Here is a 22,683-nt window from a genome sequence, read left to right as displayed (position 1 = left end):
GGATACCATCCCTTGTACAAAAGAATTTTTCTGTGCTTTAACAAGTTAATCCGCCGTCTATTGCCATTGTCTGTCCGGTCATAAAGGACGATTCAGGAGAAAGCAGGAAACGAACGAGTCCGGTCATATCGTCTGTTTCGCCTAAACGCCCCATCGGCGTCCTTCTGATAATCTGCGATTTTTGTTTTTCCGGCATATTTTTCGTCATATCGGTGTCCACAAAACCGGGCGCAAGTGAATTGACACGGATTCCTTTAGACCCGAGCTCCCTGGCCAGGCTTCGCGTCAAGCCGTCAAGAGCCGCTTTGGATGCGCTGTAAACTGAAGTGCCTTTAAATCCTCTTGAGCCGATAATGGAGCTTATGTTAACGATTGATCCGGAATTTTGTTTCAGCATGACACGGGATACGTTTCGGGTCAGCTTGATGACTGAGCCGATATTCAGATTGAGGATGCGGTCAATGTCTTCATCATTGGTCAGGGGCAGCAGCTGATCAAGGTTCAAACCGGCGTTATTGACCAAGCCGTCTATTCTGGAAAACTTGCGGTATACTTGAAGAACAAACTGTTTCATGGCGGCATCATCCGCCGCATCCGCCGCTTCCCAATAAAAGCGGCCGCGGTACTTTTCACTCTCTCTCAATGTGTTAATAAAATCAGATTCACTGCGGCTGAAAGCGGCTACTTTGTAATCCTCATCCAAAAGCGTATGTACAATCGCTTTTCCGAGCCCCCGGCTTCCTCCGCTGACGACCGCTACTTTTCCGTTATTCATATTTGCCTCCTGTTTTACACGTTTCTTATTTTTTTAAATCGGTCATTAGACAGTTTCCGATCTGTAACAGAGATGATCTGCGGTATCTGATATGGCTGCAGCTTCTGTTTGCAATGAGCTACGGCCCGCTTTCTGAAAGATTTGATATCTTCCTCTTTTTCAAGCACGGCCTCTGCTGCGACAATCTCGCCCGTAATCGGATTTTTTCTTCCCGTTATGAGAACATCCCGGACATTCGGTATCTCCAGAAAGACGCTTTCCACCTCTGCCGGAAACACTTTCTCTCCGCCCACATTAATGATTTCACTCTTTCTTCCAAGGATTCTTATATATTCGCCGTCTGTTTCCACCTGGTCACCGGTGTCATACCAGCCGTCTTCATCGAAAGGTGACGGTGCGTTTAAATAGCCGAGCATCGCCGACTCAGAACGGACCCAAAGCGTGCCTCCGGTAATTTTGGTCTCTGTTCCGGCACCGCCCACTTTCATCCAAGTGGATTGGCTGTCTTTTGATTTCGTTGAGAATATACCCAGTTCAGTTAATCCATATGTTTGTTTCAGCCGTACATCCGGAAACAGCCGGTGAATGCCGCGCAGCGTTGATTTGGGCATCGGTTCTGTGCCGTAAGTGATCAGCCGGAGTGAAGAGAGGTTATAGCCGGCATCCGCCTTGGACATCAGCAGCATGTTTAAAAAGGTCGGGGTGGCGGGGAGCACTTGGACAGCATGCTTGTCGACCGCCTGATAAACGGACTCCGGCGTTCTGCTGTCTGATGTGACGATGGTCCCCCCGTTAAACAGAATCGCAAACAGCGTATTAATGCCGCCGATATGATCCAATTTCAGAAAAATGAGCGTACGCAGCGGTTTTCTCTTCGCCGTTTTATATTTTTCAAGCAGCCGGCCGGCGCTTAACACGGATGCTTTGCTTTTGCCGGAAGTTCCCGATGTGAAAATAATAATGCCTGACTCCCCTCTCTCGCGCAGGTCATCAAGCAGAGGGTGAGAGGCGCTTTCAGAACCTGCACGAAGCGTCCAGCTGTCATTTTCATTTATTTCAATGATTTGATTCACTTTCGCGTCTTCAAACATATCGAGATGCTTTTCCCTTGATTCATTGCTGAGAGGGACAACGATATTTCGGTTTAACAAAAGCGCCATCAGCAAAAAAATGGCGTTCGGGGAATAATCCCCGATAAGCGCCACACATTCTCCTTCACGTATTCCGTTTTGTTCAAGTTCTTTCTGAAAAAAGCTGATTCGTGTCAGCAAATCATCATACGTAAAAGTCTGCCCTTTAAAAATGAGAAACTCACTGTCTTGCGTTTCCCTAAGCTTATCAGTCACCCAGCTGATATCTCCCCCGCTTTCTGTTTTCATGATTGAGCACTGTCCATATATTTTTGATAAATATCACAAATGCTGCCGACGGTTGTAATGCTGGAAATCGTTTCTCCTTGGGAAAAAGGATCTACTCCGGTTTCCATCTCCATCTGTGCGACTAATTGAGCGATATCCAGTGATGAGAAGCCCAGATCCTCTATGACTCTCACATCATCCCCCGCTTCGACGGCCCGATATGACTGCTGTTCTTGAATGTCCTGAATGATTTGTGCGATGATCTGCTTCATTTCCTTGGTTTGTTCCATTTGCTTTCAGCTCCATTCTTCATTTTATAAACTTCTGATGACCCGCTTATAATCCGGAATATGATCTTGTGAAGAGGTCGGCACCGCCAGCAGCTTGTCCACCTTGGAAATGGCCAGCAATGTATGATTTCTTTTCATATAGACTTCAATCTGATAGCTGATTTTCGCCACTGAGATCATACCGAGGGACTCACCGTGAAAGTCGGGATCGCATTCTTCAATGTGTCCCGTCATATAAATATCAAGCTCTTCATCTGCAAAACAATTTCCGTAATAATACGTCTCTCTTTCAAGCAAAAATAAATGCCGCGCGATTGAAACCGGAAAACCCGGCTTCGACCGGCGCGTCATCCATTCAAATTCCGCCGCATCCATTATCTTGCTGAATTTCGCAAACACCATGGCATGCCCGGGCGCAGCATCCTGATCAACAGGAACCCGATATGAAACGGGGTCTGCTGTTTTGAGATTGCCCGGCTTCATTCCGAAGGCGTCCGTTCTGATTTTCTTTGACCGCATCAGGGCGTAAGGCGGCTTGGCTAGCTTAGAAAGTTCCGCAATGCATTCAGCCTTAGGCGCTGAGACTTTGCGCGTCGAACCTTCTGTTTGTGTGACGTCGACGACAATTAAACTATTGGCTTTCATAGAAGGAAACCGTCCCCGGTCCCACTCGCTTTTATCAGAGCTGACCGCTCCTTTCGGCCCGAACAAATAATCAGATTCTAATATGGTTTCTCCAAACCGGGAGATATCGACTCCGACGGAAACCTCGTCCCATAATCGGTACTGATCAAGAGGCTGATCTGTAGGAACTTTGAGATGTGTCATAAAATAAGCCGGATACAAAATCAGCCCTTGGTGATCGGCCATCTGATCAGGCCGGAATCCTGTTCCGTCCGTTAAATGGTGACTGTGTGCGTTGCCGAATAACAGCAGCAGCGCGTACTCATTCAAATTCCCTAACCCGACATGGCTCATCGTTAATTCATGATTTTCAATCAGCATGGTCTGTCCTCCGCAGAAAAAATGTAATGTCTGGTCATACTCAGCCTGTAATCGATACCAGCCTTTGCGCAAGAAGGCCGGCTGTTTCTTCCATGAGCTGTTTGCCGATCAGATCGACATGCCTGTTTCTCCAATTTTCAAGCGGGGTTCCTTTCACCCATTGATTAAACGCGCCGAGCGCAGGGCCGCAATGAATTTGGTAATCTATTTTACTTTCGCTTTTTCCTTCCAGAGCGAGCCTTGTCGTATGAGAAAAATACCATTTAAATACCATCGCCATTTTGTGTTTCGGATTCTGTTCGGCTTTGGCGATCTGCTCAGGAGATTTATCACGTTTCAACTGCTCATACACTTCTTCAAAACTGCGCTGGAAATACTTTTCTTCAATTAATGTTTTCGTTTTTTCATCTATTTCATCTAAAGAATTGTATTGTCTGTACAAGTCAAAGAGTTTATTGGCTCTTGCCGGGAAAAACAGGCCTTTTTTCAGCACCTGCACCCTTGCTCCCGCTTCAAACATATCTCCCGCGGGAGCGTATGACGTATCCTGCACGTTCGCTTCCTGAAGCAGATCTTTCACTGAATCACTTGTCCCGGCTTCGACCGTGCATTGATTAATAGAACCGGTTCCGATAAATTCGGCGCCGAGCAGAAACGCGGCAGCAGCCGCTTCCGGAGTGCCGATGCCGCCCGCTGCGCCGATTCTTACTTTTTTCGTATAACCGTGCTTCTCCATCATGCGGTCTCTGAGTCTGATCATGGCAGGCATTAATGTATACGGAATCCCTTGGTCGGTATGCCCTCCTGAATCCGCTTCAACGCAAATGTCATCAGCCATCGGAATTTCTTTTGCAAGCGCCGCTTCCCCGGCTGTCAGCCGATTGTCAGACACAAGTCTTTCCAGCACATGAGCCGGAGCCGGATTCAGAAAGGCCTCAGCGACTTCAGGCCGGGATACTTTCGCGATGATTTTGTTTTGAACTGACACCGCCCCGTCATGATTCCTGCTTAATCCCTTTGCCCTGTATATAACAAGAGCGGGGGTTATGCCCATAAATGCCGATGCTTCAATAAGATGAATGCCGTTTTTCAAATATAAATCTATCATTCTGACTTCCTTGTCAGGTGACATCATATGATGAAGAAGATTCATTCCGAATGTTTCCCCTTGCCGCAGTGCAGACCGGATGGTTCCGATGGCCTGTCCGATCCGTTCGATACTCAATCCGCCCGTTCCGAAAAAGCCCAGCATTCCCGCTTTTGCCGCTTTAATGACCATCTGTTCCGAAGCAATTCCCCTGTACATGGAGCCCGTCATGTAAGCATATTGGATGTTATAATCTTTTTTAAAATCTTCGTTCCCTAATCTCATTCCCGCCGTTTTTTGCGGATCAGCTGCCGATGCTTTAACATCAGCAGTATCAGACTCTTCTTTCGGCATAGGTAATGGGACGGCATCTTTTTTAATCTGACTCGTCAGTTTTGTCAGCACTTCCCCGGGCCCGACTTCTGCAATTTCATTATTTTCAAGTCCCATCAGACGGCGTATCGTGTCCGTCCACTTTACCTGATTGGTCATTTGCAAAGTCAGATTTGTTTTGATTTCATCATTCTTATAAGGTGCGGCATGAAGATTTGAGATCACCGGAAAACGAAGAGGCAAAAACGCCGTTTCTTCTAAATAATCCGCGAACTCTTTTTCAGCATCTTTCATATAGCGGGAATGGAAGGCGCCGCTCACATTTAAAGGAAGGTACATTCTCACGCCGGCTTTTTCAAAGACGGGGCCCGATTTTTCAATGTCTTGTTTCGTTCCGGCGATCACAATTTGCGAAGGTGAATTGTGGTTAGCGATATCAATGCCGGTCAGATGATAATCGGATAGAACCTCTTTTACTTGTTCAGCGGTAAACCCCAAAACCGCCGCCATGCCTCCGGGAGCTGCCTTGCTCATGAGCTCCCCTCTTTTTTTCACAAGCTGCAAACCGGTCTCAAAATCAAAGCAGCCGGCCGCAAATAACGCATTATATTCTCCTAAACTGTGCCCTGCGGCGTAATCAGGCTCTCTGCCGGACTCTTTCATTTTCTTTAAATAACTGAGTGCACTCACCGTATATAACGCCGGCTGGGTAAATTGCGTTTTCCCCAGCTGGTGATTCGGATCCTCCAGACACAATTCTTCTATAGAGTAGCCTAATATGTCATCGGCCTGACGTGTCAGATCTTGAAATTCATCAAACAGTCCGGCTCCCATTCCTTTAAATTGAGAACCCTGCCCCGGGAACACAAACGTAAGCATCTTATCCTCATCCTTTCCGCATCGCCAATTTTGTACATCACATGTGGATCTCCATACAAAAACGTCTCTTATTTCATATATTGACTGGTGTAAACACCGGCATAAAAATAAAAACACAAACGCGTTTGCGATTCAGCACAGGTTTAAAAATCGCAAACGCATTGTGTTTTCCTTTTCTAACATAATTTATATAAAGACATCTTGCTTGTTTACTGAATGTTTCGCATGACAAGCTGCAGTGCCAATATGCCCGAAAACAGCCATGACGGCACACTTCTCCCTTATCATGTATATGTAGATATATACACTACAATCATTTTTATAATCCCTATTTCCTCTTCAACGTGCCGAAACAGCGATTGAAATTTAATAGGTGCTTTACATCAATTTAATAAATTTAACAAATAGTTGCTATTTAAAGAGAATAATATCAATTTATAGATAATAATGTCAAGGCTTTATTTCGTTATTTTCTGACATTTATTCCACAGTTTTATGTTCGGTGGACAGTCGGCATAATTGTTTCGGGATAAATGTCAGATAATTCCCTGAACCCTATTCATGTCAAAGAAAATTCATCGCTTCTCTGTCAATTGGGTCTATACTTATTTTTCATTTTCATATATTATGTAAAAAAAAGACGAATTAGAAAAATTTTTAATCACTTTAAATACTATCCATTAAATACTTTCTTTGTATAATAATTTCTTATTATTCTAAGGAGGACCCAGTCATGAAATGGTACGCACTTTTTGTAGAGTCCGGAAAAGAAGAAACAGTTCAAAAATTTCTGCGTCTGCAGTTTGATGAGCAGGCTCTCTACTCAATCATACCCAAGAAAAAAGTCACAGAACGAAAAGCCGGAATCAAATACGAGGCACTCAAAAAGATGTTTCCGGGATATGTGCTGTTTAAAACGAAGATGACAGAGCGGACATTTCATAAAATCAAAGAACTCCCCATTTCATGCAGAATCGTGAATAACGGCGCATATTATTCCAAAGAGCGTAAAACCTATTTCACGACAATTAAGGATGAAGAAATCCTCCCTATCATTAGGCTGATCGGAGAAGGAGACACTGTAGATTATTCAAAAGTCTATATTGAAAATTCAAAAGTAACCGTTGCCTCAGGGCCTCTTAAAGGAATGGAAGGCATTATTAAAAAGATCGATAAAAGAAAAAGACGCGCCAAAATCTGCCTGTCTTTTATGGGACTGGACAAAATGGTCAACGTCGGAATTGAAGTGCTCTCCAAACCCTAGCATTTCAAAAAAAGCATCAACAGCATGTGCCGTTGATGCCCTTTTTATATACAAACGAAAGCCCGACACCGAAATAACCCCGCTCACCACCGTCACGGTCAAACTTTTTGACATAGTTGACCTGAAGCCGGGCTGCGCCCATGAGGCAAAATCACATTTAGGGGAAGATACATTTTAATCAAGAGCGGTGAATTGACGGTTGAGCTTGATGACGAAAAGCATGTGCTGACTTCGGGCGATGCCGCACAGTTATTTTAATTCCTCGGATGAACCGGTGACATATTTTATGCTGGTCTACTATGCTGAACCGGCTTAAACGGTTCAGCAGGCTTCTTCAGACAGAAGCCTGACGGACCGCAACCCATTCTTGTATGCATTGAATCAGTTTCTGGACAGAAGGTGTCTGCGTCTCCTTTGCATGAGCTGTCAAAATGCCGAGCTGCCTGGAGACATACCGGTCAAACCGTTTGATGAGCACATCACAATCATTCACCAAAAGCTGCGGCAAGATGCTGACCCCCAGATTGTTCCGCACCATTGCAATAATCGCTTCATCCCCTCTGATTTGATAAGCGACCCGCGGCGTAATCTTTTCTTCCTTCAGCACTTTCAGCACATCAAAATGTGTCTCCGGATAAGGCACGATACATTTGACGGACTCCATGACATGTAACGGAACCGTTTCACATTGCGCCAATTCATGCTGCGGGCTCATCACCGCTACAATCTGATCCTCGGCCAACGGGTAAAAATGCCACCTCTCGCTGTGGGATGTGCCGATCGCCGCATCAATCCGGTCATCTTTCAGCCATTCTTCCAGTTCAGTAGAATTTCCTTCAAACAAATGCACCTTAATGGAAGGATACAGCTCATTAAATTCCCTCAAAATTTTCGGCAGCCATTTTACCGCCACGCTCGTAACAGTGCCGAGCCGGACTTCCCCTCTTTCTAACCCATTAATATTATCAACGGTTTCAGACAGTTTTTCATAGTTTTTTTGAATTTCCTTCATAATATGTAACACTTTCAAGCCATTTGCGGTGGGCCTCACTCCATGCCGCTGTCTGATCAAAAGCGGAAAACCGTACTCTTCCTCTAATTTACTGATCATTTGGCTGATGTTCGGCTGTGTGTAATTCAATATGGCAGCGGCTTGGGTCAGGCTGCCGCTTTCAACCGTTTTAATAAAGGCTAAATGCTTCTTTAAATCCAACCGGCTTCATCTCCCAGATATCATTCTTTATTATCCAATGCATTAGTTATATTTAGTTTACTTATACATCAATCAAAAATAAAATGGCAATGTCTCCATCATTATACTTGATCACAAACAGAAGGTGAGCGTTTCAGCATGAGTTTTCTCATTCAATTTTTTATCGGCGGCACCGTTATGGTGGCCGCCGCGTATTTAAGCAAATCGAAATACTTATTCTTATCAGGCGTTATCACATTGCTGCCGATCATGACGTTACTGAATATTCACTTGCAGCTGAAAAATATGAGCCCCGACGATTTCAGAGCCGCTCAAAAAAACGGAATATTCGGTGCCTTCGGCGCGGTGATCTTCATCAGCTGTATTTTCATCCTGACAAACTGGTTCAAAGGAGGCCACGCAGTCATCGGTGCGTTTCTCATCTATATTTGCTATATGATCGGCTGTAAATGCCTGTTATGAAGATACGGCCACGCTGTGTATAAAAAAATGCCCGTCCAGAACAATAAGAACGATGTGTTCAGTTGTGAGCAGTTTATATGACTGAATGATCATGAGTTGTTATAATCAATGTCTAAAAACATTCCGGGAGGCGAAATAAATGGCCAGAAAATTATTCACACCATGGACCGTTAAAGATGTAACGATCAAAAACCGTATTGTTATGGCACCGATGTGCATGTATTCCTCACATGAGAAGGACGGAAAACTGCAGCCTTTTCATATGGCGCACTACATATCGCGTGCAATCGGACAGGTCGGCCTGATTATCGTGGAAGCGACAGCCGTTAATCCTCAAGGGCGCATTTCCGATCAGGATTTGGGCATTTGGAGCGATGATCATATCGAAGGTTTTGCCAAACTGACGGAACAAGTGAAAGCGCAAGGATCTAAAATCGGCATTCAGCTTGCGCACGCCGGACGTAAAGCTGAGCTTGAGGGAGACATTTACGCTCCGTCAGCCATTCCGTTCGATGAGCAGTCCAAAACACCGGCTGAAATGACGACAGAACAAATTAAAGAAACCATTCAGGAATTCAAACAGGCAGCGGCGCGCGCGAAAGAAGCCGGCTTTGACATTATTGAACTTCATGCGGCACACGGCTACTTAATGCACGAATTTTTGTCCCCTCTGTCCAATCACCGTACAGACGAATACGGAGGCTCACATGAAAATCGCTACCGCTTCTTAGGCGAGACCATTGAAGCCGTCAAGGAAGTCTGGGACGGCCCGTTATTTGTCCGTATTTCTGCATCGGATTATACAGACAAAGGGCTGGACATTGCAGATCATATCGGTTTTGCGAAGTGGATGAAAGAACAGGGAGTCGACCTCATTGATTGCAGCTCAGGCGCACTCGTTCAAGCTGATATTAATGTCTTCCCAGGCTACCAAGTGAGCTTCGCAGAGAAAATCCGTGAACAGGCCGAAATCGCAACAGGCGCCGTCGGTTTGATAACGACGGGAACAATGGCGGAAGAAATTCTGCAAAACAACCGCGCTGACCTTATTTTTGTCGCAAGAGAACTTCTGCGCGATCCGCACTTTGCAAGGAGTGCAGCGAAGCAGCTGAATACTGAAATACCGTCACCGGTTCAATACGACAGAGCATGGTGATGAAGTGACAGCCGGAGTTTTTCGATCCGGCTGTCTCTTTTTTTATTTTTTGAGAAACGATTGCCGAAGCTTCTCCGTCTTCCCTATAGAACCAATTAGAGGGGATGACTCCAATGAAAGCAGCATGGATGGAAAGGACATATCTGATTGACGGGTGTCCGTTTTATACGAAACACCGTAAAGGCGCCGGCGAAGTGACGATCGTCTTTGAAGCCGGCTACGGCACTTCTTCTGAAACATGGACATCATTACTCGCTGACATAGATGAAGAATTTGGGGTTTTCACATATGACAGAGCCGGAATCGGCAAAAGCGGACAAAGCCGAAACAAGAGAACGGCGGACCACATGGTACAGGAATTAAACGCTCTTCTTCTGAAGGCCGGCGTCAAGCCTCCTTATCTTGTCGTCTCGCATTCATACGGCGCGATTATCAGCAGACTTTGGGCGAGCCGGAACCGCCGGGATATTCTCGGGATGGTGATGCTTGATCCGGTTTCTGAGGATCAGGAGACGAAAGTGCTTCCGCTTCTTCCCGAAGAAATGAAAGCCGCCTATTTGAAACAGTTCATATTAGAAGGATCACACGCGGAATTTTTGACGAGCCTTCGTCAGATCAAGCATCAGCAGATTCATTTCGGCGATATGCCGCTGTTGATTTTATCATCGGGAGAGCGGGATGAGCGTTTAAAGCACGCTCATGAACAATGGGTGAAACTGCACAGAAGCATGCTTGATGTCTCTTATCAAAGCGGATGGATTCAGGCCAAAAACAGTTCTCATGCCATTCACCACGATGAACCGCACATCGTCCACCTTGCCATTTATGATGTTTGGTGCGCGGTGCGCCAGCAAATGAATGCTCCTGCCTATCAGGCGGTAAACTGATAAAACAAAAGCCATTGTGCAACGGCACAATGGCTTTTGTTATCGTGATCTATTTGGTCTCACGATGCAACGTATACTTTTTCAACCGGGGTGAATACTTTTTCATTTCTAACCGGTCCGGATTCGTCCGTTTGTTCTTCGTCGTGATATAATTTCTGTCCCCTGTCTCTGTACAGGCCAATGTAACATTCACACGCATCATTTTCACCCCTTATACAAATCGTAATTATTACGTTTTATTATATCTCATCAGAAAAAAATGTCAAGCGTCCATTTTTTAAGACCGCTCCACAGTGACCTCCATGAAGTCAAATGCGATCTTACTGTTTTCAAATACCGCTTTCGCCTCATGTTCGAGACGCTCTATCGGCGATTCTCCCTGATACCTTGCGCTGATATGAGTTAAGATCAGCTGTTTGGCGCCTGCTTTTTTTGCCGTTTGCGAAGCCTGTTCTGTCGTCGCGTGATAATAATTATGTGCGAGCTTTGCATCTTCCTTGGCAAACGTCGCTTCATGAACAAGCACATCCGCATTGCGCGCAAGCTCCGTTACCCGCTCTGATGCCCTCGTATCCCCGGAAAAAGCGACGATTCTCCCTTTTTTCGGGGATTCCAGAAAATCCCGCCCATTAATGATTCTGCCATCGTCAAGTGTGACCGTTTCGCCTTTTTTGAGTTTCTGATAGACAGGTCCGGGCGGAATATTCATTTCTTTCAATCTGCCGGCCTGCAATGCGCCGGGAATATCCTTTTCCTGAACCCGGTAGCCGAACGCTTCCACACCGTGAATGACGGATGCTGCGGTAACAATGAATTGCTCATCTTCAAAAACCGTCCCCTCTTCGATTTCATGTACGGTAAGAGGATACGTCAGATGAGTCGCCGTCACGTTCAGGCTTGTTTCGATAAAGGCTTTAATGCCTTTTGGCCCGTAAATCGTCAGCTCTTCTTCACCGCCCTGAAATGAACGGCTCCCCAACAGACCCGGAAGACCGTAAACATGGTCGCCGTGAAGGTGGGTGATGAAAATCTTCTCAATTTTCCTCGGTTTGATTGTTGTATGTAATATCTGATGCTGAGTGGCTTCTCCACAATCAAACAGCCATACGGAACGCCTTTCTTCAAGAAGCTTCAGCGCGACGGACGTTACATTTCTCGTCTTCGCTGGCATGCCGGCCCCCGTCCCTAAAAATAATAATTCCACAATGCTTCCTCCTAGATCTTTGTACTACTAAGGATACAGGATCAGGCTGAAAATGTGAATTCACCCGGGCCTTCTCCGGCCTGATTAATTTTTTTCCGCAAACCGCAAAAAACAGGCTGAAATGTTTGCTTTCAACGAATTTTAGATTTAAAATGAAGGAAATATGCGGGGTTTTAAACCATGCTTCAGATAAAGTGAGGTACTCTAAGTGAAAACAAACGACAAACCAAAAGCAGTAATTGTAATATTTGGTGCCACAGGGGATTTGGCAAAACGAAAACTTTACCCATCCATTCACCGTTTATATAAAAATGGTCAAATTGGTGAAGAGTTTGCAGTTGTAGGTGTTGGAAGAAGACCTTGGTCAAACGAGGACCTCCGGGAAACCGTTAAAACGTCTGTTTCTTCTGCCGGGCAAAAAGACATAGACGATTTCACATCTCATTTTTATTACCATCCGTTTGATGTAACGAATCCGGGTTCCTATCAGGAGCTGAATGTCCTGCTTGATCAGCTTGAACATACATATGAAATCCCGAACAACAGAATGTTTTACTTGGCGATGGCTCCTGAGTTTTTCGGCACGATCGCAAAATCACTTAAAAACGAAGGTGTCACAGCGACAAATGGCTGGTCCCGTCTCGTCATTGAAAAACCGTTCGGCCATGACCTGCCGAGTGCGAAAGAGCTTAACAAAGAAATACGCGAAGCTTTCACGGAAGATCAAATTTACCGGATCGACCATTACTTAGGCAAACAAATGGTTCAAAATATCGAAGTCATCCGGTTTGCGAATGCGCTGTTTGAGCCGCTGTGGAATAACCGCTACATCTCAAACATCCAGATTACGTCAAGTGAGGATCTTGGCGTTGAGGATCGTGCGAGATATTATGAGAAATCAGGCGCACTCCGTGATATGGTTCAAAACCATATTTTACAAATGGTCGCTCTCTTGGCTATGGAACCGCCGATTAAACTGAACACGGAAGAAATCCGCAGCGAAAAAGTGAAGGTGCTGAGAGCTCTCCGCCCTGTCGCCCCAAACGAAGTGAGCGACTACTTCGTCCGCGGACAATACCAAGCGGGAACGATTGACGGAAACGCTGTACCAAGCTATACAGATGAGCATAATGTAGCACCGGATTCCAATACGGAAACATTCGTGTCCGGAAAGCTGTTGATCGATAACTTCCGCTGGGCCGGCGTTCCGTTTTATATCCGCACAGGAAAACGGATGAAAGAAAAATCAACGAAAATTGTCGTTCAATTTAAAGACATTCCGATGAACCTTTATTACGGCAATGAAACGAATGTAAATCCGAACCTGCTTGTCATCCATATTCAGCCGGATGAAGGCATCACACTATATCTGAACGCTAAAAAATTAGGCGGAGCCGCTCATGCTCAGCCGATTAAGCTGGACTACTGCAGCAACTGCAGTGATGAAATGAACACACCGGAAGCCTATGAAAAATTAATCCATGACTGTCTGCTCGGTGATGCGACAAACTTTGCGCATTGGGACGAAGTGGCGCTTTCCTGGAATTTCGTCGATGCGATTTCCGAAACGTGGGCAGCCGACAAAACCCTTTCTCCGAATTATGAAGCCGGGTCAATGGGACCGAAAGCTTCGGACGATCTTCTTGAAAAAGACGGTCTCCACTGGTGGAATATATAAGAAAACATCAAAAACCGCGGCGCCGTTCATGACGGCCCGCGGTTTTTAATATCAGAAAAGCCCCCGCAATAACTGCGGGGGCTTCTTCATTACTTCATCCATTCAGTATGGAAAATGCCTTCTTTATCTGTGCGTTCATACGTATGCGCGCCGAAGTAATCACGCTGCGCTTGAATCAAGTTTGCAGGAAGCACTGCCGTACGGTAGCTGTCGTAATACGCAAGTGCGCTTGAGAACGAAGGTACCGGCACGCCTTGGGCTACGGCAAGTGAAATCACTTGGCGAAGGGCGCCTTGGTAGCTTTCTGCAATGTTTTTGAAATAGCTGTCTAACAGCAGGTTGTCAAGCTCCGGTTCACGGTCATATGCGTCTTTGATCTTTTGCAGGAACGCCGCGCGGATGATACAGCCGCCGCGGAAGATCATCGCGATTTCACCGTATTTCAGATCCCAGTTATATTCTTCAGACGCGGCTTTCATTTGGGCGAAGCCTTGTGCGTAAGAACAGATTTTACTCATGAAGAGCGCTTTTCTGACCGCTTCAATCAGCTCTTCTTTATTTTCAGTGACCGGCTTAACGTCTGGTCCGGACAGAAGGCTGCTTGCTTTCACACGCTCTTCTTTCATTGCGGAAATGAAACGCGCAAAAACAGATTCAGTGATAATCGGAAGCGGCACGCCTAAGTCAAGAGCGCTTTGGCTTGTCCATTTACCCGTTCCTTTTTGGCCTGCTTTATCAAGGATCACGTCAACTAGCGGTTTGCCCGTTTCTTCATCTTTTTTAGTGAAAATGTCAGCCGTGATTTCGATCAGATAGCTGTCAAGCTCTCCTTTGTTCCACTCAGCGAATACTTCGTGAAGCTCTTCGGCAGACAATCCGAGCACCTGTTTCAAAATGAAATATGACTCAGAGATCAGCTGCATGTCACCGTATTCGATACCGTTGTGCACCATTTTTACATAGTGCCCCGCTCCGTCCGGGCCGATGTATGTCGTACAAGCTTCTCCGTCCACTTTAGCAGAAATGGCTTCTAGAATCGGTTTCACGAGTTCGTGCGCTTCCTTTTGGCCGCCCGGCATAATAGAAGGCCCTTTCAGCGCTCCCTCTTCACCGCCTGATACACCCGTTCCGATAAAGTGAATGCCGCTTTCGGCAAGCTCTTTGTTCCGGCGCTGTGTATCTTTATAGTATGTATTTCCGCCGTCAATCAAAATATCGTCTTTTTCCAGATGAGGAAGAAGAGATTGAATCGTCGCATCCGTTGCAGTTCCCGCTTTAACCATTAATAAAATTTTACGGGGTGTTTCAAGAGACTGGACAAACTCCTCAATGCTGTATGTACCGACAACATTTTTGCCTTTTGCCTCTTCTAAAAACTCTTCCGTTTTGCTGCTTGATCTGTTGTATACAGACACAGAAAATCCCCGGCTTTCGATGTTAAGAGCCAGATTTTTACCCATTACCGCAAGACCGATAACTCCGATTTGTTGTTTTGACATATTCTAACGTCCCTTCTTCAAACGTTTAACCATTTTAAAATTTAAATTAAAATAAAATGATATTTATACTAAAGAAATTATCATACATAACCCCTTTTTTCAAGTTATTCACCTTTTCTTTTCATCCTGGAAAAAGTCTCTGTTAAAGCTCGTTCCCCTTGTTTTGCTTTCTTCTTTTTTTATAACGGCGCCTTTTCTGATCAGGTTTTGGCCGTACTTTTCATTCAGCTCGTTCATCATCTGAAAAATCGGCTCATCCTTTGCGTCCTCCTTGAATGAAAACAGATCAAGCTGTTTATACGCCTGCTGTTTTTCAACCAGTTCCGTTCCGGTGATGCCGAGAAGCCTTACCGGGTTTTGGTTCCAGTGCTTGTCAAACAGTTCCATCGCCGCTTCCATGATGTCTTTTTTCTGATCAGCCGGATTGCTGAGGGTCATGCTTCTTGTGACTGTTTTCCAATCCGCATACCGAATCATGATGAACAGCCGGCAGGCCATGACCTCCTTACGCTGGAGCCGTTCGCTCACAGACAGCGCGAGCCGGTCAAACACGCCCGTTAATTCATCCCAGTCAGCCGAATCATGCGACAGGGTGGATGAGTTGCCGACGCTTTTAAATTCATAAATCCGCTCGGGATTGACTTCTGCAGGATGGATGCCGTTCGCTTTATCCTTCAGCCTCGGGCCGTTTATGCCGAGAAGCGTTTTCAGCGCATGTTCATCTCCTTTTGCCAAATCACCGATCGTTTTGATGCCGAGCGTTTTTATTTTTTCCGCAGTTTTCGTTCCTATACCGTGCATCTCTTCAATCGGAAGAGGCCATAAGACGTCCGGCAGCTCTCTTTTTCTTAAAATGGTGATGCCGAGCGGTTTTTTCATGTCAGAAGCCATTTTAGCGAGAAATTTATTCGGGGCGATGCCGATGCTTGACGGAAGCAAAAGCTCTTTTTGCAGTCTCGCCTGAATGTCTTCGGCTGTCTCATACGCCCTGTGGCTGTGCGGTGTGTCCGTAATATCCATGTATCCTTCATCAATAGAAACAGGCTCGACTAAATCCGTATACTCCCTCAGAATGCTGAACATTTCTTTTGACGAACTCCGATAGCGGTCAAAATTCGGAGGCACGACGATGAGTTCGGGACAGAAGCGTTTTGCCCGCCACACCGGCATGGTGGTCTTTACGCCCCGCGCTCTCGCTTCATAGCTGCAGGTGACGATGATTCCTTTCCGTTCCTTCACGTTTCCGGCAACGGCGATAGGTTTTCCTCTTAAAGACGGATCATACGCCATTTCTACGGAGGCATAAAAACTGTTCATATCGATATGAAATATAATTCTCCCTTTTCCGGCCACTCCCGGCGCCTCCTTTCCTTTCATAGACAACCTTATATATATGTAGTAAAATAAGAGCTGAATGGATGTGATAAAATGATTCTTGAGTCAATGAATGACTTTTTATTTTTAGTCGATTTTTTCACAATTATTCTTCCCGCTCTGACCGCGATCGGCATCGCTTTTCTTTTGCGTGAGCGCCGCGCAGGCGAGCATTGGAGAACGAAACGAATAGATGAACATCAAGCAGTCGTTCAGCTGAACCGAACAGACTTTCTTATTATTATATATCATCGCATTACAACTTGGATACGTAAAGTCATCCGCATGAATTCACCGGCGAATGATGATGAAGATGTCAGCTTCCTCCTTTTATAACGGCAAGTGAAGATAAAAAGGAGGAGACATAATTGTCTAAAACATATCAAAAATGGATCGCATTCGGATTGTTTTTTATCGTACTGTGCACAGGCCGCTCGGCTTTTGCAGCGACATCTCAGACTCAGACGGGAGGCCTCGGGAATATCGGGTTTTTTCACGATTACCTGATCGAGCCGTTTTCGGCACTTTTAAAAGGCGTGGCGGGCCTGTTCCACGGTGAGTACGGATTGTCGATTATTCTGGTGACGATTATCGTCCGGATCGTTGTATTGCCTTTGTTTGTGAACCAATTTAAGAAACAGCGGGTGTTCCAGGAAAAAATGGCTGTGATCAAACCGCAGGTCGACAGCATTCAGGCTAAAATGAAACAAACGAAAGATGCGGAGAAACAAAAAGAACTGCAAATGGAAATGATGAAGCTTTACCGTGAGCACAATCTGAATCCGATGGCAATGGGATGTCTTCCGATGCTGGTGCAATTCCCGATTTTGATCGGTTTTTATTACGCCATCCGCTCAACGCCGGAAATCGCTTCACACTCATTTCTGTGGTTCAGCTTAGGGCATTCTGATATTCTTGTATCACTGTGCGCGGGGGCCATGTATTTCTTACAGGCTTATATTTCCCAAAAATTAAACGAGAAATATTCACCGGCTGCTCAAAATCCGGCCGCGATGCAGTCAGCAAAAATCATGGTCTTTATTTTCCCTGTCATGATGACCATTTTTTCACTTAACGTGCCGGCTGCGCTGCCGCTTTACTGGTTTACAAGCGGACTATTTTTGACAGTGCAGAATGTACTTTTACAGCAGACGCATCATAAAAAGAAACAAGCTGCGGCTCAGGCGGAGCCCGCCAAATCATAATACTGAAACCCTGCCGGAACCTATCCGGCAGGGTTTTTTTCTTGTATCTGCAAGGCTTTAAGCCAATTATTATGAAGAATGAAAAAAGCACCCAATCAACTGGGTGCTTCGTTTTTAGTTGGCCGCTGTTTCGATAATGGCAACGACCATTTCCGCCGTTTTGACGAGCTCTTCAATCGGCATTTTTTCATTTTTCGTATGGATTTGTTCATAGCCTACTGACAGGTTGACTGTCGGAATGCCGTGGCCGGCAATGACGTTTGCGTCACTTCCGCCGCCGCTTGTCTGAAGTTCGCTCGGCCGGCCGATTTTTGCCGCCGCTTTTTTCGCGACTTCCACAACCTGATCGCCGTCCTGATATTTGAAACCCGGATACATGACCGCGATGTCCACTTCCGCGCGGCCTCCCATCTCAGCTGCAGCAGATTCGAAAGCTTCTTTCATTTTCTGCACTTGCGCTTCCATTTTTTCAGGCACTAATGAACGCGCTTCAGCCAGAATATCAACCTGGTCGCAGACGATATTGGTTTGCGTGCCGCCTTCGAAACGTCCGATATTAGCCGTTGTTTCTTTATCAATGCGGCCGAGCGGCATTTTTGAGATTGCTTTTGATGCGATGGTAATCGCGGAGATGCCTTTTTCCGGTTCTACCCCCGCATGAGCCGTTTTCCCGAAAATGGTTGCTCTCACTTTCGCTTGTGTCGGCGCGGCTACAATAATGTTACCGACTTTTCCGTCTGAATCAAGCGCAAAACCGTATTTCGCGGTAATGTCTGAACGATCCATTGCTTTTGCCCCGACTAATCCCGATTCTTCTCCGGCCGTGATAATGAATTCAATGGTGCCGTGCTCGATGTTTTGTTCTTTCAGCACTTTAATGGCTTCAAACATTGCGGCAAGACCCGTCTTATCATCAGCGCCGAGAATCGTCGTGCCGTCGGATTTTACATAGCCGTCTTCCACAATCGGCTTAACGCCTTTGCCCGGGACAACCGTGTCCATGTGCGATGTGAAATAAATCGTATCCGCATCTTTTGTGCCCTTTAACGTACAGATTAAGTTGCCGGCTCCATGCCCCGTCACTTCTTTTGTATCATCTTCTTTTACGCTCAACCCTAAATCAGTGAATTTTTGTTTGAGCACCTTGCTGATTTCCGCTTCATGTTTTGTCTCTGAATCAATTTGAACGAGTTCAAGAAATTCTTCAAGCAGACGTTTTTCGTTTACCATTTTCAGTTCCCTCCGTTTAAAGCGGTATATTACCGTGCTTTTTTTTCGGTCTTTCCTCTTCCTTATGCGCAAGCATGTCAAATGCCTGAATCAATTTTTTCCTCGAGTCTTCCGGCCGGATGATATCATCCACCATTCCGCAGGCCGCCGCTTTATACGGACCGGCGTTTTCCTTTTCGTATATGGCTTTTTTTTCGCGCTTCGTTTTCTCCGGGTCGTCAGAAGCCTGTATGTCTCTGCTGTATAAAATCGACGCCGCGCCTTCCGCTCCCATCACGGCGATTTCCGCATTGGGCCAGGCGAATACAAGATCTGCCCCGAGCCCTTTCGAATTCATGGCGACATAGGCGCCTCCGTAAGCTTTTCTGATGATGAGCGTCACTTTCGGCACCGTCGCTTCGGCAAAAGCATACAGCAATTTTGCTCCGTGACGGATGATTCCCGCATGTTCCTGCTGAAGGCCCGGAAGAAATCCAGGAACATCAGCGATCGTCAATAACGGAATATGAAACGCGTCGCAAAAACGGATGAATCTCGACGCTTTGTCAGCGGCATCAATCGTGAGGCTCCCCGCCAAGTGTTTCGGCTGGTTTGCGACAACACCGACTGTACGCCGTCCGAGTTTCAGAAAACCGACAGCAATGTTTTTGGCAAAATACGGCTGAATGTCAAAAAACGTTCCGTCATCCGCCAGCTCTTTTATTACCTGTAACACATCGTAAGGTTTCGAACTGTCCGCGGGAACGAGGGTGTTTAATAACGGTCTGGCGTCTTCCTTTTTAACGGGCAATGCCGTCTGTCCGCCGTGCGGGAGATAAGAAAGCAGGGTTTTCACAGCGGAAAGAGCCTCTTTTTCCGTTCGTGCGGAATAGTGGGCATTTCCGCTTATCACATTATGTATTCCCGCACCGCCTAAACTTTCCGCGTCAATCTGTTCACCCGTCACCTGTTCAATGACTTTCGGGCCTGTAATAAACATGTGCGACGTATGTTCCGCCATAATCACAAAATCCGTCAATGCGGGTGAATAAACAGCACCGCCGGCACACGGCCCAAGGATGACAGAAATTTGCGGAATCACTCCCGAGTAAAGGACGTTGCGCCTAAAGATATGACCGTATCCATTTAATGATACCACACCCTCTTGAATTCTCGCACCACCTGAGTCGTTCAGCCCGATGATCGGGGTTTTATTTTTCGCCGCCAGATCCATTACCGCCGCGATTTTTTCCGCATGTGTCTCGCCGAGCGTCCCGCCGAGTACGGTAAAGTCATGGGCAAACAAATACACGGGCCGTCCGTCAATTGTGCCGTATCCGGTAACAACGCCGTCTCCCGGAGCATTCTGGCACCCGGGCATGCGGCTTTTGGCAAACGGCTGCAGCTCTGAAAAACTGTCTTCGTCCAATAAATAGTCAATTCTTTCTCTTGCCGTCAGCTTGCCTTTTTTGTGCTGTTTTTCATTTTTTTCCGCTCCGCCGCCGTTTGTTAAAAAGGAACGTCTTTCATTTAAGTGTCTGATATGATCACTCATGCTCATCTTGAGTTTCTCCTTTTTCAATTGTTTCACAAAGCTCAATCAGGACCCCGTTCGCCTCCTTTGGAGAGAGAAATGCGATCTTCTTCCCGCCCGCTCCGTTTTGCGGTTCATGATGGATCAAAGTCATGCGGCATGCTTCAAGCTCCTTGATCGTTTCCTTCATATCGGCGCAGCGGAATGCTAAATGATGCAGCCCTTCGCCTCTTTTCTGTAAAAAAGAGCTGACGGGAGACGCGTCCGAAAGCGGCTCAATCAGCTCAAGCTTTGTGCCTCCCGCTTCTAAAAAAGCAACTCTCACATTTTGGCCGCTTACCAGCTCGTCTCCCATATACGTAAGCCCGAGCATCCGTTCGTAAAATCCTCTCGCAGCTTCAATAGAGCTGACGGCAATGCCGACATGATCAAGTTTTTTCATAGCGCGGCCACCTGCTTTCCGCCATAGGATATGGCTTGTTCATACAAGCAAAACACGTTAAAATGATAGACAGTAATCTTAAGGAGTGAAACAATGTCTCAAAAATTTATGAAAAGCGCCGTCATCGTCATTTTGGGCGTATTTATACTTTCAACCCTCCTCTCAGGCATTATGATGTATTTGCGGTAAAAAAGCAGGCGCCTCATTGCAAGGGGGTTTCCTGCTTTTTTATGAGGGCTTTCCGCTCTATTGCAATTTCCTCGAATGAGCGGTTTTCTTTTGTAATCAATACTTTCGTTCCGGGAGGGATAATCCGGAAAATACGGATGACATCCCGGTTTTTCATACGGATGCAGCCGTTTGATACAAACCCCCCGATCAGCTCTTCTCTGTTTGTTCCGTGAATGCCGTATATCCTGCCGTCGGTTCCTTTCGCGTCAAAACCGATCCAGCGGACGCCGAGCGGGTTTTCCGGCGCGCCTCCCTTCACATTTTTCTTCCGGTAATACGGATTGACGGCTTTGACCGTTACCGTAAATTCTCCTTCAGGCGTCAAATCATCCGTTTTTCCCGTCGCCACCTGATAAATGCCTTGTATTCGGTTATCCTTCACAACAGCAAGCGCATTTGTGGCTTTATTGACGATAATATAAGGGTCACCCGGCAAAGGGTTCGTGCCAAGCGGCCAAAGCGGAGACAGCAGCAGGGCGGCTGACAATAAAAAAAATCGCATGGGCTCCCCTCCTTTTTTCATTAGAATGACCAATGAAAGGAGGACTCATGCGATTGATCCATATGTTTTTTACAGCTTGATGCCTTTGAAATAACTTTTAATCACGAGATATTGTTCCATCTCACCGAGGAGGTGGAACAAAGCCGCCCGCGCTTCAAACTCCTCGCGCGTTGCCGGGAGCGGCATTTCTTCAAATTCCGTTCTCATTTCTGCAAGTCTTTTTAAAAATTTATGAGCGGTATTGCCGGGATGAATGGCTTCCCTTAATTCATGGATGAAATGGGCGATTATTTTGCCCTGCTCCACCGTTATTGAAATAGAGGTAATCTTCGGCAGCAGCCGTTCAATGATTTCAAATTGTTTCTGTCTCATCTTAAAATAATGATAGTAAAGATTTTCATGGCGCAAAATATGATTCTGCACGTCCCGATAGGCGAGGTTTTTCGCCTCTTGAATCATCTGATGCGTCTCCGGTATTTCCTTCCCCGACCAATCTTGCTCACCAGTTAACAAATACCGTTCGATTTCGGCGAAGATGACGGAAAAGTTGTCCTCGATTTTTTTCCGGTACGCCGCGAGTTTTCTGTCGAGGCTCGGCATATACAGATTCATTAACAGCGCGACGCCGATACCTACGGTGATCAGCTGGAACTCATTCCAGATAAACGCCATCGTAATGCCGCCGGACATATATAAATGAAGAATGATTACTGAGCTGGTGACGATCCCTTCGTTTATTTTTAAAACGACTGTAGTCGGAATGAACAGCACCAGCAATATTCCGATCGCAAACGGATAATAGCCGATCAGCCCGAAAAAGACATATGAGAAGACGATCGCCAATAAACAGGCGGCAAATCGGGCCCACGAGGCCTGAAGCGACCGCTTTTGCGTAATCTGGATGCACAATATGGTGATGATTCCTGCGGATGCGAAGTTTTGCAGATGCAACAGCTGGGCTAAATAAATGGCCAGCGCCGTTCCAAGTGCGGTCTTTAGTGTGCGGTAACCGATTTTAAACATTGCTTGCTCCATTCTGTTTGTTTCTTTCTCAAAAAAAAGAAGAAGAGCATTCTTCTTCTTTTCTTCCAGTTAT

Annotated in this window: 23 protein-coding genes; 8 read left to right on the top strand and 15 right to left on the bottom strand. The window is 46.1% G+C overall.

The features are described from left to right. Positions 1–37 precede the first annotated feature (37 nt). The 5 genes from D5S11_RS08545 to fabD are packed head-to-tail and all read right to left on the bottom strand — an operon-like array spanning position 38 to position 5,727. On the bottom strand, positions 38–775 hold the full coding sequence (locus D5S11_RS08545) for an SDR family oxidoreductase (protein ID WP_042635334.1): 738 nt from the start codon (positions 773–775) through the stop codon (positions 38–40). Positions 776–789: 14 nt separating this feature from the next. Then, on the bottom strand, positions 790–2,154 hold the full coding sequence (locus tag D5S11_RS08540) for a long-chain fatty acid--CoA ligase (RefSeq protein WP_007408404.1): 1,365 nt from the start codon (positions 2,152–2,154) through the stop codon (positions 790–792). Continuing rightward, entirely contained in the window at positions 2,151–2,423 is a 273-nt protein-coding gene (locus tag D5S11_RS08535; protein WP_003153264.1) for an acyl carrier protein, read from the bottom strand. The genes D5S11_RS08540 and D5S11_RS08535 overlap by 4 nt, the downstream gene beginning before the upstream one ends. 24 nt (positions 2,424–2,447) lie before the next feature. After that, on the bottom strand, positions 2,448–3,428 hold the full coding sequence (locus D5S11_RS08530) for an LnmK family bifunctional acyltransferase/decarboxylase (protein WP_108724834.1): 981 nt from the start codon (positions 3,426–3,428) through the stop codon (positions 2,448–2,450). A gap of 40 nt (positions 3,429–3,468) precedes the next feature. Beyond that, the gene (gene fabD / locus D5S11_RS08525; protein WP_108724833.1) at positions 3,469–5,727 is read right to left on the bottom strand and encodes an ACP S-malonyltransferase; all 2,259 of its coding nucleotides are present in this window, start codon (positions 5,725–5,727) and stop codon (positions 3,469–3,471) included. A 733-nt stretch (positions 5,728–6,460) separates the two neighbouring features. Between fabD and loaP the strand changes: the two genes are divergently transcribed. After that, positions 6,461–6,991 (top strand): antiterminator LoaP, encoded by a 531-nt coding sequence (gene loaP, locus D5S11_RS08515; protein WP_007408401.1) that lies wholly within the window; start codon positions 6,461–6,463, stop codon positions 6,989–6,991. A 334-nt stretch (positions 6,992–7,325) separates the two neighbouring features. Here the strand turns inward: loaP and D5S11_RS08505 are convergent, their stop codons facing one another. Continuing rightward, positions 7,326–8,204, bottom strand: a complete 879-nt coding sequence (locus D5S11_RS08505; protein WP_038464085.1) for a LysR family transcriptional regulator — start codon at positions 8,202–8,204, stop codon at positions 7,326–7,328. A 138-nt stretch (positions 8,205–8,342) separates the two neighbouring features. Between D5S11_RS08505 and D5S11_RS08500 the strand changes: the two genes are divergently transcribed. From D5S11_RS08500 to D5S11_RS08490, 3 genes are all read left to right on the top strand, one after another. Beyond that, complete coding sequence (locus D5S11_RS08500) at positions 8,343–8,666, top strand: GlpM family protein (RefSeq protein ID WP_108724832.1); 324 nt, start codon at positions 8,343–8,345, stop codon at positions 8,664–8,666. A 139-nt stretch (positions 8,667–8,805) separates the two neighbouring features. After that, a complete protein-coding gene (namA, locus tag D5S11_RS08495; RefSeq protein ID WP_003153250.1) occupies positions 8,806–9,822 on the top strand; it encodes an NADPH dehydrogenase NamA in 1,017 nt (338 codons plus the stop codon). A gap of 113 nt (positions 9,823–9,935) precedes the next feature. Further along, a complete protein-coding gene (locus tag D5S11_RS08490; RefSeq protein ID WP_012117933.1) occupies positions 9,936–10,709 on the top strand; it encodes an alpha/beta fold hydrolase in 774 nt (257 codons plus the stop codon). A 49-nt stretch (positions 10,710–10,758) separates the two neighbouring features. On the opposite strand, the gene rpmG is transcribed toward D5S11_RS08490, so the two are convergent. Both rpmG and rnz read right to left on the bottom strand, forming a co-directional pair. Further along, positions 10,759–10,908, bottom strand: coding sequence for a 50S ribosomal protein L33 (rpmG, locus tag D5S11_RS08485; protein ID WP_003153246.1), 150 nt, complete (start codon positions 10,906–10,908; stop codon positions 10,759–10,761). A gap of 78 nt (positions 10,909–10,986) precedes the next feature. Further along, entirely contained in the window at positions 10,987–11,913 is a 927-nt protein-coding gene (gene rnz, locus D5S11_RS08480) for a ribonuclease Z (RefSeq protein ID WP_108724831.1), read from the bottom strand. 208 nt (positions 11,914–12,121) lie between these two features. Here rnz and zwf point away from each other — a divergent pair, with 208 nt between their 5' ends. Next, positions 12,122–13,591, top strand: a complete 1,470-nt coding sequence (gene zwf, locus D5S11_RS08475) for a glucose-6-phosphate dehydrogenase (RefSeq protein ID WP_043020811.1) — start codon at positions 12,122–12,124, stop codon at positions 13,589–13,591. A gap of 89 nt (positions 13,592–13,680) precedes the next feature. Here the strand turns inward: zwf and gndA are convergent, their stop codons facing one another. Both gndA and D5S11_RS08465 read right to left on the bottom strand, forming a co-directional pair. Further along, positions 13,681–15,090, bottom strand: a complete 1,410-nt coding sequence (gndA, locus tag D5S11_RS08470) for an NADP-dependent phosphogluconate dehydrogenase (protein WP_007408395.1) — start codon at positions 15,088–15,090, stop codon at positions 13,681–13,683. A 108-nt stretch (positions 15,091–15,198) separates the two neighbouring features. Continuing rightward, the gene (locus D5S11_RS08465) at positions 15,199–16,443 is read right to left on the bottom strand and encodes a DNA polymerase IV (protein ID WP_032866389.1); all 1,245 of its coding nucleotides are present in this window, start codon (positions 16,441–16,443) and stop codon (positions 15,199–15,201) included. Between the two features lie 75 nt (positions 16,444–16,518). Between D5S11_RS08465 and D5S11_RS08460 the strand changes: the two genes are divergently transcribed. Next, positions 16,519–16,800, top strand: a complete 282-nt coding sequence (locus D5S11_RS08460) for a hypothetical protein (RefSeq protein ID WP_003153239.1) — start codon at positions 16,519–16,521, stop codon at positions 16,798–16,800. 32 nt (positions 16,801–16,832) lie between these two features. Continuing rightward, complete coding sequence (locus tag D5S11_RS08455; RefSeq protein ID WP_020956057.1) at positions 16,833–17,669, top strand: membrane protein insertase YidC; 837 nt, start codon at positions 16,833–16,835, stop codon at positions 17,667–17,669. 114 nt (positions 17,670–17,783) lie between these two features. On the opposite strand, the gene D5S11_RS08450 is transcribed toward D5S11_RS08455, so the two are convergent. Genes D5S11_RS08450 through mce form a run of 3 tightly spaced genes read right to left on the bottom strand, consistent with a single transcriptional unit; the run spans position 17,784 to position 20,854 of the window. Then, on the bottom strand, positions 17,784–18,899 hold the full coding sequence (locus D5S11_RS08450) for a tripeptidase T (RefSeq protein WP_003153237.1): 1,116 nt from the start codon (positions 18,897–18,899) through the stop codon (positions 17,784–17,786). A gap of 16 nt (positions 18,900–18,915) precedes the next feature. Then, positions 18,916–20,439: an acyl-CoA carboxylase subunit beta gene (locus D5S11_RS08445; RefSeq protein WP_020956058.1), complete on the bottom strand. Its 1,524-nt coding sequence runs from the start codon at positions 20,437–20,439 to the stop codon at positions 18,916–18,918. Continuing rightward, entirely contained in the window at positions 20,426–20,854 is a 429-nt protein-coding gene (mce, locus tag D5S11_RS08440; RefSeq protein ID WP_015240172.1) for a methylmalonyl-CoA epimerase, read from the bottom strand. Before mce ends, D5S11_RS08445 begins: the two co-directional genes overlap by 14 nt. A 93-nt stretch (positions 20,855–20,947) precedes the next feature. Here mce and prli42 point away from each other — a divergent pair, with 93 nt between their 5' ends. Then, the gene (gene prli42 / locus D5S11_RS19850) at positions 20,948–21,043 is read left to right on the top strand and encodes a stressosome-associated protein Prli42 (RefSeq protein WP_007408390.1); all 96 of its coding nucleotides are present in this window, start codon (positions 20,948–20,950) and stop codon (positions 21,041–21,043) included. A 13-nt stretch (positions 21,044–21,056) separates the two neighbouring features. On the opposite strand, the gene D5S11_RS08435 is transcribed toward prli42, so the two are convergent. After that, complete coding sequence (locus D5S11_RS08435; RefSeq protein WP_108724830.1) at positions 21,057–21,587, bottom strand: L,D-transpeptidase; 531 nt, start codon at positions 21,585–21,587, stop codon at positions 21,057–21,059. Between the two features lie 69 nt (positions 21,588–21,656). Beyond that, a complete protein-coding gene (locus tag D5S11_RS08430) occupies positions 21,657–22,610 on the bottom strand; it encodes an aromatic acid exporter family protein (protein WP_007408388.1) in 954 nt (317 codons plus the stop codon). Positions 22,611–22,683: the final 73 nt, after the last annotated feature.

Origin of the sequence: Bacillus sp. L75 (assembly GCF_003676355.1) — a bacterium.
Taxonomy (GTDB): Bacteria; Bacillota; Bacilli; order Bacillales; family Bacillaceae; genus Bacillus; species Bacillus velezensis.
This window is presented reverse-complemented; position numbering and strand designations above follow the sequence as displayed.